The 19,246-nt window shown below is 57.4% G+C and carries 20 protein-coding genes; 2 read left to right on the plus strand and 18 right to left on the minus strand.

What is annotated here, in order from left to right; all coding sequences use genetic code 11:
* The 3 genes from KF827_RS17220 to KF827_RS17230 all read right to left on the minus strand — a co-directional run.
* Positions 1-683 (minus strand): protein-methionine-sulfoxide reductase heme-binding subunit MsrQ (locus KF827_RS17220; RefSeq protein WP_291008003.1); only part of this gene is annotated, 683 nt, incomplete at its 3' end.
* A 55-nt stretch (positions 684-738) separates the two neighbouring features.
* Positions 739-1,155: a hypothetical protein gene (locus KF827_RS17225; RefSeq protein ID WP_291008006.1), complete on the minus strand. Its 417-nt coding sequence runs from the start codon at positions 1,153-1,155 to the stop codon at positions 739-741.
* 57 nt (positions 1,156-1,212) lie between these two features.
* Positions 1,213-1,863 (minus strand): acetyltransferase, encoded by a 651-nt coding sequence (locus KF827_RS17230; protein WP_291008009.1) that lies wholly within the window; start codon positions 1,861-1,863, stop codon positions 1,213-1,215.
* Positions 1,864-1,948: 85 nt separating this feature from the next.
* On the opposite strand from KF827_RS17230, the gene KF827_RS17235 reads away from it, so the two are divergent.
* Both KF827_RS17235 and KF827_RS17240 read left to right on the plus strand, forming a co-directional pair.
* Positions 1,949-3,028, plus strand: a complete 1,080-nt coding sequence (locus tag KF827_RS17235) for a malate/lactate/ureidoglycolate dehydrogenase (protein ID WP_291008012.1) — start codon at positions 1,949-1,951, stop codon at positions 3,026-3,028.
* A gap of 16 nt (positions 3,029-3,044) precedes the next feature.
* Positions 3,045-3,833, plus strand: a complete 789-nt coding sequence (locus KF827_RS17240; RefSeq protein WP_291008015.1) for a fumarylacetoacetate hydrolase family protein — start codon at positions 3,045-3,047, stop codon at positions 3,831-3,833.
* An 8-nt stretch (positions 3,834-3,841) separates the two neighbouring features.
* Here KF827_RS17240 and KF827_RS17245 read toward each other — a convergent pair whose 3' ends face one another.
* From KF827_RS17245 to pseB, 15 genes are all read right to left on the minus strand, one after another.
* The gene (locus tag KF827_RS17245) at positions 3,842-4,525 is read right to left on the minus strand and encodes a PIG-L deacetylase family protein (protein ID WP_291008018.1); all 684 of its coding nucleotides are present in this window, start codon (positions 4,523-4,525) and stop codon (positions 3,842-3,844) included.
* Between the two features lie 13 nt (positions 4,526-4,538).
* Entirely contained in the window at positions 4,539-5,000 is a 462-nt protein-coding gene (locus tag KF827_RS17250; protein WP_291008021.1) for a GNAT family protein, read from the minus strand.
* Positions 4,997-6,166: an aminotransferase class III-fold pyridoxal phosphate-dependent enzyme gene (locus KF827_RS17255; RefSeq protein ID WP_291008024.1), complete on the minus strand. Its 1,170-nt coding sequence runs from the start codon at positions 6,164-6,166 to the stop codon at positions 4,997-4,999. The genes KF827_RS17250 and KF827_RS17255 overlap by 4 nt, the downstream gene beginning before the upstream one ends.
* A gap of 141 nt (positions 6,167-6,307) precedes the next feature.
* Positions 6,308-7,000 (minus strand): glycosyltransferase family protein, encoded by a 693-nt coding sequence (locus KF827_RS17260; RefSeq protein ID WP_291008028.1) that lies wholly within the window; start codon positions 6,998-7,000, stop codon positions 6,308-6,310.
* Between the two features lie 7 nt (positions 7,001-7,007).
* Positions 7,008-8,285, minus strand: coding sequence for an MBL fold metallo-hydrolase (locus tag KF827_RS17265; protein ID WP_291008031.1), 1,278 nt, complete (start codon positions 8,283-8,285; stop codon positions 7,008-7,010).
* Between the two features lie 4 nt (positions 8,286-8,289).
* Complete coding sequence (locus KF827_RS17270; protein ID WP_291008035.1) at positions 8,290-8,979, minus strand: class I SAM-dependent methyltransferase; 690 nt, start codon at positions 8,977-8,979, stop codon at positions 8,290-8,292.
* A gap of 7 nt (positions 8,980-8,986) precedes the next feature.
* A complete protein-coding gene (locus KF827_RS17275) occupies positions 8,987-10,087 on the minus strand; it encodes an ATP-grasp domain-containing protein (protein ID WP_291008038.1) in 1,101 nt (366 codons plus the stop codon).
* Complete coding sequence (locus KF827_RS17280) at positions 10,084-11,049, minus strand: phytanoyl-CoA dioxygenase family protein (protein ID WP_291008041.1); 966 nt, start codon at positions 11,047-11,049, stop codon at positions 10,084-10,086. Before KF827_RS17280 ends, KF827_RS17275 begins: the two co-directional genes overlap by 4 nt.
* 25 nt (positions 11,050-11,074) lie before the next feature.
* Positions 11,075-12,595, minus strand: coding sequence for a 2-isopropylmalate synthase (locus KF827_RS17285; RefSeq protein ID WP_291008044.1), 1,521 nt, complete (start codon positions 12,593-12,595; stop codon positions 11,075-11,077).
* Entirely contained in the window at positions 12,592-13,602 is a 1,011-nt protein-coding gene (locus tag KF827_RS17290; RefSeq protein WP_291008048.1) for an N-acetylneuraminate synthase family protein, read from the minus strand. The genes KF827_RS17285 and KF827_RS17290 overlap by 4 nt, the downstream gene beginning before the upstream one ends.
* Before the next feature lie 44 nt (positions 13,603-13,646).
* On the minus strand, positions 13,647-15,479 hold the full coding sequence (locus tag KF827_RS17295) for a hypothetical protein (RefSeq protein WP_291008051.1): 1,833 nt from the start codon (positions 15,477-15,479) through the stop codon (positions 13,647-13,649).
* A 12-nt stretch (positions 15,480-15,491) separates the two neighbouring features.
* Positions 15,492-16,466: a hypothetical protein gene (locus KF827_RS17300; protein ID WP_291008053.1), complete on the minus strand. Its 975-nt coding sequence runs from the start codon at positions 16,464-16,466 to the stop codon at positions 15,492-15,494.
* Positions 16,463-17,677: a UDP-4-amino-4,6-dideoxy-N-acetyl-beta-L-altrosamine transaminase gene (gene pseC, locus KF827_RS17305; RefSeq protein WP_291008056.1), complete on the minus strand. Its 1,215-nt coding sequence runs from the start codon at positions 17,675-17,677 to the stop codon at positions 16,463-16,465. Before pseC ends, KF827_RS17300 begins: the two co-directional genes overlap by 4 nt.
* Positions 17,674-18,222: a GNAT family N-acetyltransferase gene (locus KF827_RS17310; protein ID WP_291008059.1), complete on the minus strand. Its 549-nt coding sequence runs from the start codon at positions 18,220-18,222 to the stop codon at positions 17,674-17,676. Before KF827_RS17310 ends, pseC begins: the two co-directional genes overlap by 4 nt.
* On the minus strand, positions 18,219-19,220 hold the full coding sequence (gene pseB / locus KF827_RS17315; protein WP_291008062.1) for a UDP-N-acetylglucosamine 4,6-dehydratase (inverting): 1,002 nt from the start codon (positions 19,218-19,220) through the stop codon (positions 18,219-18,221). The genes KF827_RS17310 and pseB overlap by 4 nt, the downstream gene beginning before the upstream one ends.
* Between the last annotated feature and the right edge of the window lie 26 nt (positions 19,221-19,246).

The raw sequence follows: 19,246 nt of genomic DNA on the forward strand, positions 1-19,246 counted from the left end.
GTTTCCGCCGCCGCAGCCAGCAGGCCGGCCAGGGGAGCCAGCAGCCAGGCCTGCCAGGCCCGCCGCATCTGGCCCAGGGCATAGCCGGCGCGATACAGCATCAACCAGCCGAACAGGCCCACCTGCAGCGTAGGGTCATAAAGTTCACGCTTGGCCTGCAGCAGGTAATGGATCAGCCCTAGCAGGGCGATGAAATAGACCAGCCGGTGCAGCCGCCCCCAGGCCTTGCCGCCCAGGCGACGCAAGGCGCTGTCGGTGGAGGTGGCGCCCAGAGCCACCAGGCCCAGCAACGCCACGAAGCCGATGGTGAGATAGAAGCGCAACACGATTTCGCGTACCACCCGCACCGGATCAAGCTTCTGTTCCACCACATACAGCGCAAAATGCAGCAGGATATAAACCATCGCCGCAAGGCCGATCTGGCGGCGCAGCTTGAGCAATTGCGGCCAGGCGAATAGCCGGCGCAACGGCGTAATGGCCAACGAGCCGAGCAGGAACCAGACCGCCCAGCGGCCGGTTTCGTGGGTGAGTTCATCCACCGGGCGCGGTCCGGTATTGCCGCTGGCGAGCAACCAGGCCATCCACAGGCCGGGCGCCAGCAGGCCAATGAAACAGGCCAGCTTGAAAGCCGAGAAACGGCCATCGCGCTCGCGCCAGGGAATGCCTTCGAAAAACAGCTTCATCGTGCGAGCAGGCTGCCCGATCGGCAGCGGCGATACAATGAACGGAAGCGTGAGCCTATTTCAGGCATTTCGCAACGATGGGGCCGCAGGCACTGAGGGTGCTGCGGCCGGTGGCGGTGCGCCCGGTCATCGCCACATCAATCACCCGGCCCTGACGAACCGCGAACGTGGCCTCGCAATAGCGGAAGTAATCATAGGGCGCCGGGCTGCGCGAAAGCGGCGATTTGTCGCTGTCGATGCTGCCGGTACCCAGCGACATCGGAGCGGAGCTGGATGTTTCGCGGAAATAGACCAGCAAATCGTTATTGCCTTCGCGATGCCGCGCCGTGGGCTCGCCGATACAGGCCAGTATCTGCCGCTCGCTGGCGCCGACCAGCTCCTTCTGGCCACGCAAGGCCATATCCTCCGAGGCAGAAGAGCAGCCGGCCAGCAGGCCCGCCAGGATAAAAATGGAAAACGATGCAGAGCGCATTGCCGATCCGTGCCAGAAACCATGCCTGCCGTCAAATTCCGGCTGCGGTAAATTCACTTACTTAAGCGGCCGGGCCGGCACCCCAGCCAGTTTTTCGCCAGCCGCCACATCGCGCACCACCACCGCACCGGCCGCCACCAGGCTGCCAGCGCCGATGCTGCGGCCCTGGATCACCACCGCGCCGGTGCCCAGATGGCTGCCCTCGCCCACCCGCACCTCGCCCGACAGCACTGCGCCAGGCGCCACATGGGCATGGGCGCCGATGCTGCAATCATGATCCAGGCTGGCACGGCTGTTGACGATGCAATTCTCGCCCAGGCTGCAGCCTGGCTGCACCACCGCGCCGGCCATCACCTGTACGCCCGCTGCCATGGCTACATCCGGAGAAACGAAGGCGGCCGGATCGATCACACTGGCGAAGCGAAAGCCCTTGGCCGTCAGCCGCTCGAACAACCGCTGGCGGGCAATCGGCAGGCCCACCGAGCCCAGACCGTTGACCAGCAGCAGGCTGCCAGGATCGACGCCTTCAAGCTGTTCGTCGCCGCCCAGCACGGGCTGGCCCAACAGCATCGTGCCATGCCGGCTGCGTTCGGCATCCAGCAGGCCGCGGATCGGCCGACCCAGCCGCAGCAAGGCCCCCACCAGCACCTTGGCATGACCACCGGCGCCGATCACCAGAACCGGCTTATCCTTGCTGTTCGGATTCATGGAATCACTCTGCCCCAGGCCGTGCGGCTGGTCTAGGGGCTGGCTTTCCGCTAAAGCTCGCAGAACGATATTCGGGAGGATTTGCATGGCCGATTACGTTACCGTTGCGCCAATCGCGCTGCGCGCCACCATTGCCGCCCATTGCCTGGCCAGCGGCAGCAACCGGCGCGAGGCCGCCCTGGTTTCGGAAAACCTGGTGCTGGCCAATCTGAGCGGCCATGACAGCCATGGCGTAGGGATGAGCCCGCAATACATCGCCGCCGTGCGGGAGAAACGACTGAGCGTGAACCAGAGCGCCAAGTTGGCACTGGATGCCGGCGCGCTAATCACAGTGGATGGCGGCATGGGCTATGGCCAGGTGATCGGCCATGATGCCATCGAGATGGCGATCCACCGCGCCCGGCAATTCGGCGTTTGCGTATTGTCGTTGCGCAACAGCCATCATGTGGGCCGCATCGGCCATTGGGGCGAGCAATGCGCCGCAGCGGGCCTGGTTTCCACCCATTATGTGAACGTGATCAACCGGCCGCCGCTGGTGGCGCCGTTTGGCGGCTCTGACGCGCGCTTCGCCACCAATCCTTATTGCGCGGCTTTCCCCAGCCCTGACGGCAAACCGCTGGTACTCGATATGGCCACCAGCATGACCGCCATGGGCAAAGTACGCGTGGCGATGAACAAGGGCGAGCAGGTGCCGCCCGACACGCTGATTGATCATCAGGGCAACCCCACACGCGACCCCAACGTGATGTGGAACGACCCGAAGGGCGCCATTCTGGCTTTCGGTGCCCATAAGGGATACAGCCTGGCCTTAGTGGCCGAATTGCTGTCGGGCGCACTGAGCGGCGGCGGCACCATCCGCGATGGCAATTGGCAACGCAACACCATTACCAACAACATGCTGTCGATCCTGATCGATCCCGGCAAGCTGGGCGGTGCCGAAAGCTGGCAGGACGAAATGGCGGCTTTTCTGCGCTGGGTGAAGGCCTCGCCCACGGCGCCCGGCGTGGAGGAAGTGCTGGTGGCGGGCGAACCCGAACGCCGCACCCGCGCCGAGCGCGCCGGTGGCATTCCGATCGACCTCACAAGCTGGAACGAGATCGTGGCCGCCGGCGAAAGTGTGGGCGTGAAAGCAGATGAAACCCGGCGGCTGGCCGGCCTGAACTGACGAGGGATTGCAAGCCATGGATAAAAACGCAATCGAAAAGGCCGCCCGGATTCTGCGCGAGGCGGAAGCCGCGCGGCAGACCTGCGCCCCGGTGCGCGATATCCTGGGATCGGATAGCGACCAAGCCCTGGCCTATGCCGTGCAGGATACCAACCGCGCCCATTGGCTGGGCCAGGGCCGGCGGCTGATCGGCCGCAAGGTAGCCACCAGCTCGGCGGCGGCGATGAAGGCTTTCGGCATACATGGCCCGAGCTACGGCATGCTGTATCACGACATGGTGCTGAACGATGGCGCCGCGATCCCCGCCGGGCGGCTCTGCCAGCCGCGGCTGGAATGCGAAGTGGCGGTGGTGCTGGAGCATGACTTGACCATGCCGCAGCCGACCCTGGTGGATGCCTGGCGTGCCGTGGGCTATCTGCTGCCTGCCATCGAGGTGGTGGACAGCCGCATCGCCAACAACGATGCCAGGATCGTCGACCTGATCGCCGACAATACCAGCGGCGCCTTTTTCGTGCTGGGCGCCATGGCGCGCAAACCTGATGGCATCGACCTGCGGCGTGCCACAGGCGTGCTCTATCGCAACGGCCAGGAGGCCGGGCGCGGCACGGGTGTGAATGTGTGGGGTGGGCCGATCAACGCGCTGGCCTGGCTGGCGGCGAAACAAGCCGAAATCGGCTTGCCGCTGAAGGCCGGCGACGTGGTGATGACCGGCACCTATTGCCCGATGGTGCCGGCCGAGCCAGGCGACGAAATCCGCGTGGAAATCGAAGGCCTGGGAGTGTGCGAGGTGGGGTTCGGGGGTTAGTCAGTCCTTCAGGAAAGCCGCCGGAGCGTTATAAAAGCTTCCGCCGCTTCCAGACCGGCCTGGCCTCCCCGAAATTCCGCCTGAGCACGGATCGCCCGCAGGGAACGCGCATGTGGCCAGGGACGCAGTTCCTCAGCATAACAAGCCATGGCCGCAAGTTTGCGTTCCAGCGCATTGCCGATATCGATATATTCTGTGGGCAGGAAGGGCTGCGCGGAAGCGCCTGCCCAGTCGGTTGCTGAATTCACTTCGCCCGCCAGCAGCGTGCGGACAGTAGCGCCCGGCAACGGTCGGCAGGCTGTGAGTACAGCCTGCTGCGCCACCCGATGATCCACATTCAGATCGCCCGCATGATGGGTGTAAACTCGCTCGGCCGGAAAATCGCGCAGGAAGCCCTCGATGTGCCGCACCACATCCAGCAGAGGCACATTGTCCATCCGGTTATCTGGAAAATCCGCGAACGCGATACTTGCCGCCCCCAGTATGGCGGCCGCCTTGCTGCCCTGGCTGCGCAGACTGGCCAAGGCTGAACCATCCAGCTCTCCACGCGATGCAAGGCCAGTGGCCAGGATCAGAATCCGCACCTCCGCGCCGGCATCGGCATGGCGCGCGATCACGCCGCCGAAACCCAGAATTTCATCATCAGGATGCGCGGCAATCACCGCGACGCGTTTGGTATTTGCAAAGCCCATGACTCTCTCCGAATCAAGCCTGATGGACATAGAGGCTATGTCCGGCGGCGGTTTGCTCCAAGGCAAAACCCAAGCGCCGGAACAAGCCATGCGAGGGCAGATTGTCGGTCAGCACTTCGGCATAAACCGGCTGCGCCGGCCAAAGCCGTCCGGCCTCGGCAAGAGCATGAAGCAGTGCCGCCCGGGCAAGACCGCCCCGTCGCGCTTCTGGCAGAATGAAGATATCTACCATGCGCCGCCCAGCGGCATCTGGCGCCAGCCGCACCTGGCCAACCGGTCGGCCGCCAATCTCAATGATCCACAACCGCGCGGCATTGTTGGCCAGCAAACGCGACAGCCAGCCCTGATGGTTTTCCCAGTGGATTGGCGCCGTCGTCTGCCGCTTGCCGGCCAGGGAATCCGGCCGGTTGACCCAATCAAACAACAGGCCTGCATCTTCAACCCCGGCCGGTCGCAGAGCCAGGCTCGGGATCATCGCACCGAGAAACCGGGCGCAACCAGCGGGCCGCGCAGCGCAGATCGCGGATCGGGGCCAGCCAGGGCCTCGCGCAGCACGGCAGCAGCGCCATCGAAGGCGGCTAGGGTTTCCGCTTCAACAGCAGGATCATCCTGCGCCAGGCAAAGATTGAAGCTGGCAGAAAACAGGATGCCGCGCTCGGCCAATTCCTGGCGCAGCAATGCTCCCAGCACTTCCGCACTGGCTGCACCCTGCGGATGCAACGTCAAGCGCGGCCACCAGCCCTCGCCACCCATGCTGATCTGGTTGGCCAGCCCGTGACGGGACAAGGCGCCATTCACTGCCGCAATCAGCCGCTCACCCAAACGCCACATCCGCTCGGGGCCATTTTCGCGCTCCAGCTTATCTATAGTGGCAATGGCAGCAGCCAACGACAGGGCTTCGCCGCCAAAAGTGGTGGAGAAGAAAATCTTGTCCATGTCGCGCATGATATCGGCGCGCCCGACCAGGGTGGAAAGCGGCAGGCCATTTGCCATCGCCTTGCCGAAACAGGCCAGATCAGGCGTGACGCCATAATATGCCTGCGCGCCCCCCATACCAATACGAAAGCCCGTGATGATTTCATCAAACACGAGCAACACGCCATGGCGCTGGGTTAGCTCGCGTAGACGCTGCAGATAACCCGGTAGTGGCGGTGTCTTGCTGGATGGTTCCAGAATTACCGCCGCCAGCTTGTCGCCGCGCCTGCGCAGCAAATCTTCAAGCGCATCGGCATCGTTGTATGGCACGGCATGGGTGAGTCGTTTCACCGCCTCAGGTACGCCGGCATTGCGCGGCGTGGTGCCTATATACCAATCATGCCAACCGTGATAGCCCAGCACAGCCACCTCGTCGCGACCGGTATACGCGCGCGCCAGGCGGATTGCCGCAGTGGTAACATCCGAGCCATTCTTGCCATAGCGCACCATCTCGGCGCAGGGGATCAGCCGGATCAGACGATCCGCCAAATCGGCTTCCAGCGGCGTAGCAAGCGAGAACGAAACCCCGCGATCCAGTTGCTCGCGCACCGCCGCATCCACATCGGGATCAGTATAGCCCAGCACGATCGGCAGCAATCCGAGCACATAATCCACGAAACGATTGCCATCTACATCCACCACATGGGCGCCGTGGCCGGATTGCAAAAATAATGGCCCCGCCCCCTGCACCAGAGATATGGACGCCTTTGACAGGGTTTGAGTACCCATCGGGATACTTGCAATCGCACGCTGATGCATGGCCAGAGATTTATCATAGCGACGAGATTGAGCCATCGACTTGTCCATTCAGTGCAACTCGGCGTTACGCGCCAATGCGTCGCGCCACGAAAAACCCTCGGGCAATACGGCGAAGAAACGCCGGATGCGGGCCAGATCATCGGCAGTGTCGAGCGTCCAGCGCAAAGCGGAAAGATCGGTATCGTTGAGCAGATCAGCACGGCTAAAATCACCCGCGCCATAATCTGGCCGCGTACCGCGGATATAGAGTGTAACATGCTCACGCAACAGCGGGTGCCTGGCCTCACGGTCGGATCGCTCCAGCGCAGCCAGGCTCATCACCTCAACATCCAAACCATCGGGAAAAGTGCGCTTCACGGCATTGGAGGCGTAATCGCATCCGCTGTTTCGGAATAGCGCAATCGCCGCATCGATTACACCAGGATCATGCATCGGGCAATCGGCGGTTAGCCGCAATACAGGATCGGCATCGAAAGCACGCGCGGCACCCGCATAGCGCCCGAGCACATCCTGCTCATCGCCCCTGAAACAAGGCACATCCAGGTTCGCGCAGAGTTCGGCCACAGGGTCATCGCTGACCAGGCTAGTGGTTGCCACCACAATGCCATCCAGCAGGCGGGCCGGGCGCACGCGCTCGATCATCCGCTGCAATGCCGGTTTGCCAGCCAGATCCATCAGCACCTTGCCAGGCAAGCGGCTGGATGTCATGCGGGCCTGGATTATGGCGAGGGCACGAGGCATGGATGCGTCAAATCTGCAGATAGGACATCAGGATATGCAGATCAGGATTAAATATATTCGGCTTGCGGAAAAAACCCACATACTGGGTTTTAACATTCGACCAATTGTAATGCCCAGTCAGAACCCCGATCAGCAGGCCATAGGGCACCCGGAAGATTTCATATACTGAATCATCGATGGCCGCTTCCGGCACGCGAGAAACGGAATCATCGTTGAGCGGGAAGCGATAAAGCGTATCATCGCCAACATCGATATAAAAAACACCATCCGATGTGTAGTCACGGCGCTTTTGCCACTCCATCTGCCGCTGCCTGGCTTTTTGCAAGAGCTTCGTAAGGTCGATCCGCTCACTTTCAGCAATCCAAAAACGACCACCGGCATCGAACATTCCCGGCGCCTTGGAAATGGCATCAATATATTCAAGCTGATCCGTATAATATATCTCGCGATAGTCACCCTCATAATGACCCGTATCGAAATCGTAGATACAGCCACGGGACAACTTCAATGGCTCGAATGCCACCCGCTTTAAAGCATAGGCCACGGCCTCACTGCATGTGCCAACACCATAATATGGAAACAGCTTGGCGCGCGGCCCGCCATATAATGCACCCGCAGCAAACGGAAACAGCATGCGCGGCTTGAGGGTTTCCGCAAAACGCGTCATCACCTCGTAATTGCGCACCTTCTTACGTGCTGCTTCCTCTGTCCGCTCCTCTACGGATAAATTCTCATAGAAAGCCGGATACGGGCCCTGAAAGCTGAAGGGAACGCAGGCAAGATCGATCGGCGCGAAACGCTCAGCAAGACTGCGGCATTGCGCTTCATGGAAAGGGTTATCGTTCAGATTAGCAACTGTCACCCTATCAATGCGCGCCACCATGAGGGAATCGACCTCGGGATAAGCGCCATTGGGCTCAAGCCAAATCCAATCATCGCCATTCAGCCGCATGCCCTCGCGGCCATTGACAACACGAATGTCGGTGAAACCAAGGGCCGCGAGATTCCGAGCGGTGAAGTTATGCTCATAATCGGCAATGAGAATGGGCGTATCCTGCGGAAACAACGCAAGGGTTATGGGATCAAAATGATCTTCATGCGTGTGGCTAATATATATGTAATCCGGCTTCAGGGCAGACACCTCCTCCGGCTGCATGCGCAATTCCGGGAAGGTGAAAAGGCCGCTCAGGGAATGCCGATTAAAAGTGACCCACGGATCGCAAAGCACACTCGAATTCTTGCCCCGCAGCATGATCATGGCATTGGCAAAATATTCGATGCGCATGCCATCAAACCTTTGTAGCCATGGCCAGAATGGTGCCGCTGCGCCCCTTTAGGAACTCCGGAACAAAGGCTGGTGCATCACCGCGAAATGGCAGACCCCACCATGCGAATTCAAAAGCATATTTCAGATCCCACATCCAAGCCGGCTTCTTCACGATCCATGGGACGACATAGGGGCTGGAAAAGCCATGATTAAGAAGTTCTTTCCGCAAGGATAGCGGCGTGTAGGGATGGAAATGCGTGGGATCATCATAGAAATTGCGCCAGCTATATTTCCAATTCGGCGTCACGAGGATTATCACGCCCCCCGGACGAAGAATCCGCCGCGCCTCTCCCAGCATCATATTTGGCACTCGGAGATGTTCGATCACTGAAACCGACGTAATAACATCCTGAGATGCATCCGCCAGAGGCAAGGCGTCGGTTTCAAAATCCAACCCATCAGCCGCATCCAAACCCACCGCATCCAATCCATGCGCCTTACATACGGATACGAGAGCCCCATCGGCACTGCCGATATCCAATAACCTGGTACCCTGCACCAGGCCAGGATGTCCTCGATGCCGTAGCAGAGCATCAAAGGTATCGAATACGCGTTTCTTCAGCGCGAACTGGCGCTCGGGATCGTATTTCGGGCTGGCGGAAAGCCTGGCCTGGTAAGACATGAGTGCTTCGGAACGCTGCTCGGCTTTCATATCACACCTATAAATAATCCTGCTCGTTGGCAGGCGGAATGGCTGCCATGGTGAGATAGGGCCGGAGCACAGTACCGTTGCGGATTTCCAACGCCTTGTACGGCATATCCATGAGTACGCGAATAAGCTGGCCCGGGAAATTGGCGCCTGCAGCCAAGGAGCCGCCGACCGAACCGCTGAATCGCGCGGCCGCATCGAAAAGTACGGGTTTGCCCGTGGCATCCAAGGCGATATCGAAATCCGCAGCCCCATTTATCTTGAATGCCACGCAAAGCGCGCGCGCCATGCCGATAACGCCAGGATGCAAGTCCAATTTATGGCCGGTACTGGTCGGCCAAAGCGGATTACGCAATTGCCGGAGCCGGGTTGCCACATCGAGCAATTCACCATTGCGTACGATACAATCCACATCATAGACGGGTCCATCCACATGCGGAACGGCAATCAACCCGGAAAAGCCGAAACCCGCACCCGCCATAGCTTCAAAGGCAGGCTCGATTGCAGCCGTGCCACAGAACCGGTTGGGCAGCAATGGCCGCCAGACGGCCTCATTCGCATCCACAATCACAACGCCGCGCGAACCCGCACCACGCCGCGGCTTCAACACAATCTTGCGATCCGGGTAGCCGAGTTCCTTCAGAGCGGCGCGACCATCCACCTCGGATTCCACGCCAACATATCGACCGATATCAATCCCCGCCGCCTCTGCCCCCTGCATCAACAGCAGCTTGTCTGTTAACGCGGCAACTACCGCCATATCGCTGACGGATAACCTGATGCCGCGCGCCTTGAGACGGGCTCCATGCCGGGCAATGGCCCTGGCCTCGCCCTCCGAAAGCGGAAACAAGACATCAAAGCCATATTCGGCATGCAATTGCTCAAGGCGGGAAATATAGTCTTCTTCATCCACCTCCGCTCGCGGCACGACCGCAAAATGGTCGCAGAGCAAACGGCCATGGGCTTCGGCATCGGTATCTGTTCCGAGGATTCGGACCTGCATGCCTGCTGTTTCACGCAGTCCGCGCAGGATATCGTAAATAAGCCGTCCACCTACGCAGGTGACGCAAACACTGACCTCTGGGAGAGCGTTGATTGCCGGACTGTTCATAGCGTGGAATAGGAATGCAGCGACGAGCCGGTCAATTGAAAAGCACCACCCTCACCAACATCAAGCCGCGTATGCAACATATGCTTCGGACCGAATATCTTGGCATTCGCCTGATCATGCAAAGTATTCTGCTTGTTGGAGGGGCTTTTACGAATCAGATAGCGCAACGAAATGCGGGGATTCTTGCTATCATTCAGCCCGGTTCCATGCAGTGTCATGCAATGGAAACTGAAAATCGAACCCGGGCCGCCGGTAACGGTTTTCAGCGGGCATTTCATATGAGTGCCCAGACCATCGGAATAGAACCAGACGTTTTGATCGCGCATGGAGCGCCGCAACGAATGCGGATAGACGGTCATACCCATCTTATGACTGCCACTCAAGATTTGCAGGGGTGAGTAGATCGGATCAACCTCGTCCAGGTAAACATAGACCGTCACAAAATCGCTATCCACGCGGGTTTTATCCTGATGGAAATCCGTGAAAAGAAAATACTGCACATCCTGGAACTCATCCCGCACGAAGGGATTCATATTCGGGCGCCCGACATCCATCACATAATCCAGCAACCAATCCGGCGTGGCCCAGCGCGGCATGGAGCGGATAATCGATTTCTTGAAAATATTGTAATCGTCGCCGCACAAAGCCTGCATCTTGGCGACGAAAGCTGGATTCTTCTCAATGAAATCCAGATTCAGAGACGGATCGAGCAAAAGATTATGAGAAGCACGACCTGGCGCATAATTCTGCCATCGCCCCTTGGCTTTGAATTCAGCCTCGGATTCATAAAAAATCTGCTTGCCGACCGGACGGCGATCATCGATCCACTTTCGCAAGGCGGCGCAAGCCTTTGGGTCCAGCGTATCGCCAAGATCTGCGCAGCCATTCTGAGGATAATTGTCCAAACTGTAGTCACTGGCATCGCCGGCAACAGCAGGGGCATTAGTGTTGTGCAAGGTCATGGAAGTTCCTCAACTACTGTTTCAATCAATTCTTATCGGGGGCACGAGATGCTGTGTATGCGGCCAAACACCCTCTGGCAAAGGCAACCGAGGCATCGGGTGATGCTCCCTGCCCTATGCTGCGATGACCATCCGGCCAGTGAAGACTGACGCTCGCTTTTACGATCGGCATATTCGTTCCATTGGCATTCTGGATCGAAATCGCACCGAGGCTTTGCCCTCCCGGCAACAACTCGGCCAGGGCATCGGCAATTGCCTGGAAGCTGCTTTGCGCGGATGCGGAAGCAACGCTTATCTCGCTGCCGCGAGCTATCTCCACCCGCACACGAGCACTGCCATTGGCGGACACTTCGCTTTGCAGATTATGCAAAATCGGCCGCGCACGCGCGGCGCCCTCGGAAGTTTCCACCAGTGCAATAATATCTTCGTCATCCAGGATTTTCTGTTCGTCCGCAATTTCCTTAAAACGCGCGAAGATGTCTTGCAGCTTGTTTTCGCCGATAACATATCCAAGCGCGTCCAGGCGGGCGCGCAATGCATGTCGCCCGGAATGCTTGCCCATGACCAGCCTGCTGCCGCCCGCCCCAACTGTTTCAGGATCTATAATTTCATAGGTTCCACGGTTCATCAGCACTCCATGTTGATGAATGCCCGATTCATGCGCGAAAGCATTGGCGCCAACCACCGCCTTATTTGGCGGCACCGCAAAACCCGTAATGTCGGAGACCAGTTGCGAAATAGCAGTCAGTCCTTCCGTGCGGACTCCCGTCGACACCCCTAAGGAGTCGCGACGAGTATATATCGCCATGACAATCTCCTCCAGAGAGGCATTTCCGGCACGCTCCCCAATACCATTCACCGTACACTCGAATTGTCGAGCGCCCGCACGTATGGCGGCCAGCGAATTGGAAGTGGCCAGCCCGAGATCATCATGGCAATGAATGGAGAAGCGCACCTTCTCCATGCCTGGTACCGTATTGCGCAGGCGCGTAACCAATTCGTAAAACTCATCCGGCAGGGTGTACCCCACCGTATCCGCAATATTCACCGTGCGGGCACCAGCCTTTATCGCTGCCTCAAAACATCTACGCAGAAAATCAAAATCACTGCGCGTACCATCTTCACACGACCACTCCACATCGTCGCATAGATTCCGGGCATGCGAGACGGAATCCGCCACCGCCTGCAAAACCGCATGTGGCTCCATCTGCAGCTTATGCTTCATATGCAGGTGACTAGTCGATATAAAGGTATGGATCCGTCTGTTTCGCGCCGGCGAGAGCGCCGCGGCAGCTGCCTCTATATCGCCGGGCTTTGCACGGGATAGAGCGCAAACCGTGGCTTCTTTCACTGTGGCGGCAATCTTCTCAACAGCCTGAAAATCTCCTGGCGAGGAGGCCGGAAAACCCGCTTCGATAACATCCACGCGCAATGCATCCAGCGCCTGAGCTACGCGCAACTTTTCCGCCACGGTCATCGATGCGCCCGGACATTGTTCGCCATCGCGCAAGGTCGTATCGAAGATCAGAACCTGATCATCGCTCATGCCTCCCCCTTTTCAGTAGTTATACCCAAATCTTCGAGCCGTATTGGGCCCCATTGCGGGATTCGCCGAATTACGCGCGCATCGAGTATCTGGTCATAGAATCTGGGCAGCATGCCGGTGGTGTTGGGTGCCAAGCGCATCACGCCTATATCATCGGCGGAGAGCCGATCACCAATTTCAATGTCTCGTCGCGCCACAAGGTATCGCTTCATGTTGCGAGCAACCGTGGCCGCCTCCGGAGTCAGCCTTTTATGGTCAGCCCCCAGCATGACCTCGGCAAGACGCACCTTATCAACCATCACACGAAAGCCATCAGAATCAAGCGACAAAGCATGATCATATGATGGCCTAGTTACATCCAGGGAAAAATGCTTTTCCAATATGCGGGCACCCGCTGCCACCGCAAGCGCTGCTGCTTCATAGCCTTTCGAGTGATCGGAAAAGCCGGCAACGCAATCAAAACGCCGTTCAATATCCGCGATGGCACCCAAATCAAGCTTATCGAGCGGACATGGATAGAGCGACGTGCATTGCAATATGGCCAGGTTATTTGCGCCATATTGTCGCGCCCAGGCAACGCTTGCGGCCACATCTTCCATTTCCGCCATGCCGGTGGAAATGATCATGGGGCGCCCCGTCCGCGCAGCCCGCCTGACAAGAGGAAAATGCCCTAGTGTCGATGAGGAAATTTTATAGCAGGCAGGCTGCAATCTTTCTATCCAATCGAAAGTATGCATCCCCGTAGTCGTAAAGACCTCAACGCCAAGCGCGCGGGCACATGCAAACACTTCTGCCGTAGCTTCTGCCCCCAGAAATGCCGATTTGAAAAGCTCGTAGGATGCCGTACCTGGAATATAATTCTCGTCTGGATCAGCCGTCTGCAGCTTAACCGCATCCGCTCCGGCCTTGGCTGCGGCTTCCACCAATTCCAGGCAACGCGCCTTGTCTCCCTCGTGATTGATGCCGATCTCGGCAACAATCAGGGTAGAGTGATCACGCCCCAGCATACGATTCCCGAAATGCATCTCTGGCTTATGTGGCATAGGAGGTTTCATGTTCTTTTCGTCCGGATATTTTTCATCGCCTTCACATCATCGCATATGATGCGGTATGCATTCAGGCCTGAATCCCCGTCGGCCAGGCCAAAAAAGTCCCGCTGGACGATCCGGCGCGCATCGGATTTTTCCGCGGATTGCTTCTGGATATCCTTAATCGGCTGAGACAAAAATTCGAGGAGGTTTTGCTTGTAATTCTTATGCGCGGCATCAAAAACGAAAAATGCCGCATCGAACTTCTCGCGCGCCTTAGCATTCAATGGCTGTGCTTCAGGATCGTCTATAAACACAAGCGGCAGATTTGATAATGCACACCAACCCACCGTACTCGTTGCCCCGCTGGTAATAGCCACCTGATGACTCTGCAGCATATAGCGCAAATCAATTTCGTCTTCGAACATATCCAAGTTGCCGGCAGATTCCACTGCCTCATGCACGGGATCTTCTCCTTCATAACGCAGCGACGGGTAAGGCTTATATCGCACCTTATAGGGCAATTTAGCCAGCACATCCCTTACCAACCCTTCTTCCTTTTCCGAGCGCTGCGGATCTGAAAGGCAGGTATTGGACAATTGCCTGCCACCCCGATACAGCAGCGTGGATATATAGATCAGTGGCTGCTTCGCGGGGCGGACAAATATATTGCGCCTGCGCCGATAGTCACCCGGCATTCCCACTGGGCGGGCCTCAGAAATGGCAAATGGGCTGTCTTTCGCGCTGTAGGAAGCACCCTCCGAATTATAGCAAAACAACATATCCGAAAAATTATTCTCGTTAAGGATTCGGACATCCAACGGCCAATTGGCGATCTCCCGGCGAACTCCATGCTGAAAACCATACAGCCGAACGCCCTCTTCGCGCGCCGCTTTATGCAGCGCACGACCGCGCCCGCCAATCGGCCCACCATGAAGAATGACCGCATCGCTATGCGACACTTTAGCCAGACGCTTCCGCCAGGCCGGAGCACCAGCAGCAATGACTTTCAATTCGCGGATGGCGGCGGAGGATAAGCGGCTGCGCAGAACATCCCGCAAAGGCTCTTTGAACAGGCCTGCAAAAACCTCATCGAAAAGCCGCGAGCAGGTTTGCTCGACAACGGCCACAATATCTGCGGCAATGCATGCATCGGGGAACGCTTCTTCCTCCAGAAGAACAAGCGGATGACCCCGGAATGCAAAAGATACAGCAGTTTCTTTAACCAACTCATTACTGTCACGCAGCACAAACACCGCCGGCTTCTTGCTCAAAGCGCCAAACAAGCCACCAAACCGTGAAAAGGCATGATAGGCAAAGCGGTCGAAACGCAAATTCTGCAACCGTTGCGCCAGAGATGGCGCTTCCCCACCAAGCGAAGCACCCCTGCTAGGCTTTGGGACGGCCAAATCAATGCTAACGGCCTGCGCATTTACCTGCAAAAGCGTTGGCCATAGACTCTGCAAAACAAAATCCAAACGCTTATCGCCGGTCTTGGGCTGCAAGATCGCCCTGGGCTCCTCACAATCCTGCAATGTCAAAGCCAGTGCTTTATGCAGATATTTATGCTCGTTAAAGGCGCCCAAAGCAGCCGCGCAAGCATCTTCTCCAATATTGGAACAATCCCGCAGCGCAGCATGCAGCCTTGTTACATACTCCCCCACGGCCGCAATGAAATGCGCTGTAATTTCGGAGGGAACTTTCGCCTCGACATCAATCGCATTGGCTTCCTGCCGCATAACGGCAGGCGCTGTTGTTAAAATTCTTGCATCACCCCTCAGGCCCAATGCCCGCGCCGAAATCAATGCCGCGGGACTGTCACAGAACGCTACGTCAAAAACACTCAAATCAACCATGATGCAAAACACTCATTGCAGGGTGAGGATTGCCTTGGCAACGCGCTTTGCTCCGCAACCATCGATCAGGAATCTCGCACACTTGCGCATTCTCAACCTTATATCCGGTTTGGCAAATAAGCTCGAAACCACATGGCAAAATGCCGATTGATCAAAATTCCAAGCATCACCGCCATCAAGAATGGCCCCAGTATTCGCCAGAGCCGTGAGTAAGCGCCGCTGCGTCGCATTCTGGGCAACAGCTATCGATATTGATCCGGCTGCTAAGCGCTCCAGCAAACTGACGCCAGCAGCGCCAATTGTCAGACCCGCCGTCATCACCAAATCATCGATCTGCGGGCGCCCGATATGCAACTGCACGCCAGCATGAGACGAGAAACGCTGTCGCAATGGCTCAAGATGTGCGGCCATATTGCCCAATGCAACATCGATGGGCGGCAGGTTCGAGATACTCAGAAGCGCCTGAAGCGCCTGCTCCGTTGCATTCACAGTATCGATTTGGCCGAACGTAACCAGAATTCGCTCAATAGGTTTGATCGGGTCGGGCACAGAAACATAGGACCAGCGGCTGTCTATCAACGCATACTTCAGGCCGCACAGGGCCGGAACGCCCCCGATGGCCTCACCTTTCAAATCGGCATGCGGATGTATAATGAGAGATGCGCCAGCAAGGCCGGCTGCATCATCATCAATATAAACTAGCCCGCTCCCTTTGATATCCGCCGCCAGAGAACGTTCGGGATGGTCAAACAACACCTTTATGTTTATGTCTTCGGCTGCGCTTATGCCTCCAGTCGCCTCTGCAACTGCAAAACCAGCAGCAGCCAGACGTTCACGCCAACTTGCAGATTCCGCGTCCAATACGAAACCGATATCCAAGGAATGCCGCATGGAACGCATTTCATGCGCAAGAATCAAGCTTCGGGCCATATGGCCACCGCCATAGCGCGGGGCTGAAGCCACGCGAAAAACCCAGCGCTGCATCATCCTTCTTTTACAATGCGAGAAACTGTCTCAATCACATGATCTACGTCCGTATCCGTCATGGCCGGATAAAGCGGCAGAGACAACGCCCGTTCGTAATAAAGCTCCGCACCAGGCAGCCTCATCTCGCCATAACGATTAAGGAAATATGGCTGTCGGTAGAGTGGGATATAATGCACTTGGCTACCAATTCCCGCCGCCTGCAATCGCTTCATCAACGCTGTGCGCGACATGCCAAGCTTCTCAAAATCCAGCAGCACAACGAATAGATGCCAACCTGGCCGCGAATCTAGGCGCATTCGCAACGGTTCGAGAAGCGGCGATAGATTGGCAAGACCCGCTTGATACCGCTCAACAATGGCCGCCCGACGCGTCACAAAAAGATCCAGTTTGGAAAGCTGGCTCATACCTAGCGCAGCCTGAATATCGGTGGCCCGATAATTAAAGCCAGGTTCCTGCATTTCGTAATACCACGGGCGTGGCGTGCCATCGGGTTCAAAACCATCGCCATTCGCCCGCCAAAGGGTAGGATCTCGCTGCATGCCGTGATTGCGCGCCAGCAACAACCGATCCGCCAAGGCTTTGTCACGAGTGGAGACCGCCCCGCCCTCTCCCATCGTCATCGTCTTCACCGGATGGAAAGAGAACGCGCACAGGGCGGCATGATGCGCGGCGCCAATCGGCATCCATGTATCCTGCGATAAATACCGTCCACCCACAGCATGCGCGGCATCTTCCATCAGAATCATACCGTTTTCTGCTGCCTTTGCAGCAAGGCCGGGAATATCGCCGCTTTGCCCTGCCATATGCACAACAGTTGCAGCACGCGGCGTCTTACCAAATCGCCGCCTGGCGGAAGTAATGGCGGCACTCAGTGTTTCCGGCGTCATCAGCCCGGTTTTCTGGTCGACATCCGCAAACTCAACCTCCGCGCCCACGTACCGCGCAGCATTGGCCGTAGCGAGAAACGTAATCGCTGGCACAACAAGCACGTCGCCAGGCTGCAATGGCAAGGCCAGGGACATCATGTGCAAAGCGGCAGTGCCGTTGGAACAGAGCACCACATACGCGCCATCCAATTTTGCGGAAAGCGCAGCCTCGAAAGCATTGATGGTGGGGCCGGTGGTGAGAAAATCGCCGCGCAGAATCTGGGTTACTAGCGCAATATCTTCTTCATCCACACTATGCCGGCCATAAGGCAGAAGCTTAGTCATGCCGCCATCTCGCCATTGAATTTCGCCATCTGCAAAACATCCAGGGGCTGGCCCTCATATATTGCATGGGCCTTTAATTTAGCTTCCTGGATATAACCGGCGCGTTCAAATGCAACACGGCTGCCGATATTCACTTCGTAAATACCGGCGCAGAGTTTGCGCAAATGCAGCTTACGAAAAGCGAAATCGGTCGCCAATTGAATCGCCGCACGGCCGATCCCACGCCCCCAGACCGCGCGTTCTCCGATTAGCAACGCTATTGTCGCCCTGCCATGGCGCGCGGAAATGCCACCGATACGAAGGTTTCCTACATGGCCATGCGATTCAGACTCGATTGCGAAGAAAACACTCGCCGGATCGTTCTGCACCGATGCAATATAGGCATGCAGCCGGGCAACATCATAACCACCAGGCAGAATCTCTGTATAACGGACAACCTCCGCGTCATTCATCCAGCTTACATAGCGTTCGCTGGCGTGCTTTTCCGTAATAGGAATAAGCCGCGTGACATTTAACTGCAGCGGCTCATCCAACGCGACAATCATAACTTCGAATTCTCCAGGATTGATCGCAATTCAGCAATACCAAGCCAATCGGCATTCGCGTCGCTGGAAAACTCGAAATCTTCGGCAACACGCTTGAAGCGGCTATCGGCAAAAGCTTCACGCGTGAAATGATTGAGCATCGGCTCGATCAGATAACTGTCCTGGCTTTCCCATGTAAGACGCGCATCATCTCGGGAAATCAGCATTTCATGCAATTTCTCACCCGGCCGGATGCCAACCACTTTCAAGGGCAAATCGGGCGCCATGGCCTGCGCAAGATCGGTGATCTTCATGCTGCGAACCTTCGGCACGAAAACCTCGCCACCGAGCATGTCGTCGAGATGGCTCAGAACGAAATCGACCCCCTCGCCCAAAGTGATCCAAAAGCGCGTCATGCGCGGGTCCGTTATTGGCAAATGATCGGTTCCATCCGCCAGCAACTTGCGGAAATACGGAATGACGCTACCGCGCGAGCCCAGAACATTTCCATAGCGAACAACCGAATAGCGCGTACCATCCGCGCCACTCAAGTTATTTGCCGCAACAAAAATCTTGTCCGAGGCAAGTTTGCTGGCGCCGTAAAGATTGATCGGATTCACTGCCTTGTCTGTGGAAAGCGCAATCACCCGCCTTACGCCGGCGCGCATTGCTGCGTTCACTACATTCTCCGCACCCATCACATTGGTCCGAATGCACTCAAATGGATTATACTCCGCAGCAGTCACATGTTTCATCGCCGCGGCGTGCACCACATATTCAACGCCATGCATAGCGCGGGCCAGGCGGCTTTCGTCGCGCACATCGCCAATGAAATAACGCAGGCATGGAAATTCCGATTGTGAAAATTGCTGCGCCATCTCGTATTGCTTCAGTTCATCGCGACTGAACACCACGAGGCGGCGCGGCTTGAAACGCGCCAGAACTGTTGAAACGAAACGTTGCCCGAAAGACCCCGTGCCGCCAGTTACCAGCAGCGCTTTCCCATTCAAGTCGATCATTCAGTAAGTCCTTTACCTGATAAATT

The organism is Ferrovibrio sp. (genome assembly GCF_019636075.1).
Classification (GTDB): domain Bacteria; phylum Pseudomonadota; class Alphaproteobacteria; order Ferrovibrionales; family Ferrovibrionaceae; genus Ferrovibrio.

Coding starts and splice junctions, on each gene's coding strand:
- KF827_RS17265 (WP_291008031.1), bottom strand. CDS start 8,285: ATGCGCATCGAATATTTTGCCAATGCCATGATCATGCTGCGGGGCAAG.
- KF827_RS17285 (WP_291008044.1), bottom strand. CDS start 12,595: ATGAGCGATGATCAGGTTCTGATCTTCGATACGACCTTGCGCGATGGC.
- KF827_RS17245 (WP_291008018.1), bottom strand. CDS start 4,525: ATGGGCTTTGCAAATACCAAACGCGTCGCGGTGATTGCCGCGCATCCT.
- KF827_RS17240 (WP_291008015.1), top strand. CDS start 3,045: ATGGATAAAAACGCAATCGAAAAGGCCGCCCGGATTCTGCGCGAGGCG.
- KF827_RS17235 (WP_291008012.1), top strand. CDS start 1,949: ATGGCCGATTACGTTACCGTTGCGCCAATCGCGCTGCGCGCCACCATT.
- KF827_RS17260 (WP_291008028.1), bottom strand. CDS start 7,000: ATGCCTCGTGCCCTCGCCATAATCCAGGCCCGCATGACATCCAGCCGC.
- pseB (WP_291008062.1), bottom strand. CDS start 19,220: ATGATCGACTTGAATGGGAAAGCGCTGCTGGTAACTGGCGGCACGGGG.
- KF827_RS17250 (WP_291008021.1), bottom strand. CDS start 5,000: ATGATCCCGAGCCTGGCTCTGCGACCGGCCGGGGTTGAAGATGCAGGC.
- KF827_RS17225 (WP_291008006.1), bottom strand. CDS start 1,155: ATGCGCTCTGCATCGTTTTCCATTTTTATCCTGGCGGGCCTGCTGGCC.
- KF827_RS17230 (WP_291008009.1), bottom strand. CDS start 1,863: ATGAATCCGAACAGCAAGGATAAGCCGGTTCTGGTGATCGGCGCCGGT.
- KF827_RS17310 (WP_291008059.1), bottom strand. CDS start 18,222: ATGATTGTCGCGTTGGATGAGCCGCTGCAGTTAAATGTCACGCGGCTT.
- pseC (WP_291008056.1), bottom strand. CDS start 17,677: ATGACTAAGCTTCTGCCTTATGGCCGGCATAGTGTGGATGAAGAAGAT.
- KF827_RS17270 (WP_291008035.1), bottom strand. CDS start 8,979: ATGAAAGCCGAGCAGCGTTCCGAAGCACTCATGTCTTACCAGGCCAGG.
- KF827_RS17280 (WP_291008041.1), bottom strand. CDS start 11,049: ATGACCTTGCACAACACTAATGCCCCTGCTGTTGCCGGCGATGCCAGT.
- KF827_RS17300 (WP_291008053.1), bottom strand. CDS start 16,466: ATGATGCAGCGCTGGGTTTTTCGCGTGGCTTCAGCCCCGCGCTATGGC.
- KF827_RS17295 (WP_291008051.1), bottom strand. CDS start 15,479: ATGGTTGATTTGAGTGTTTTTGACGTAGCGTTCTGTGACAGTCCCGCG.
- KF827_RS17275 (WP_291008038.1), bottom strand. CDS start 10,087: ATGAACAGTCCGGCAATCAACGCTCTCCCAGAGGTCAGTGTTTGCGTC.
- KF827_RS17290 (WP_291008048.1), bottom strand. CDS start 13,602: ATGCTGGGGCGTGATCACTCTACCCTGATTGTTGCCGAGATCGGCATC.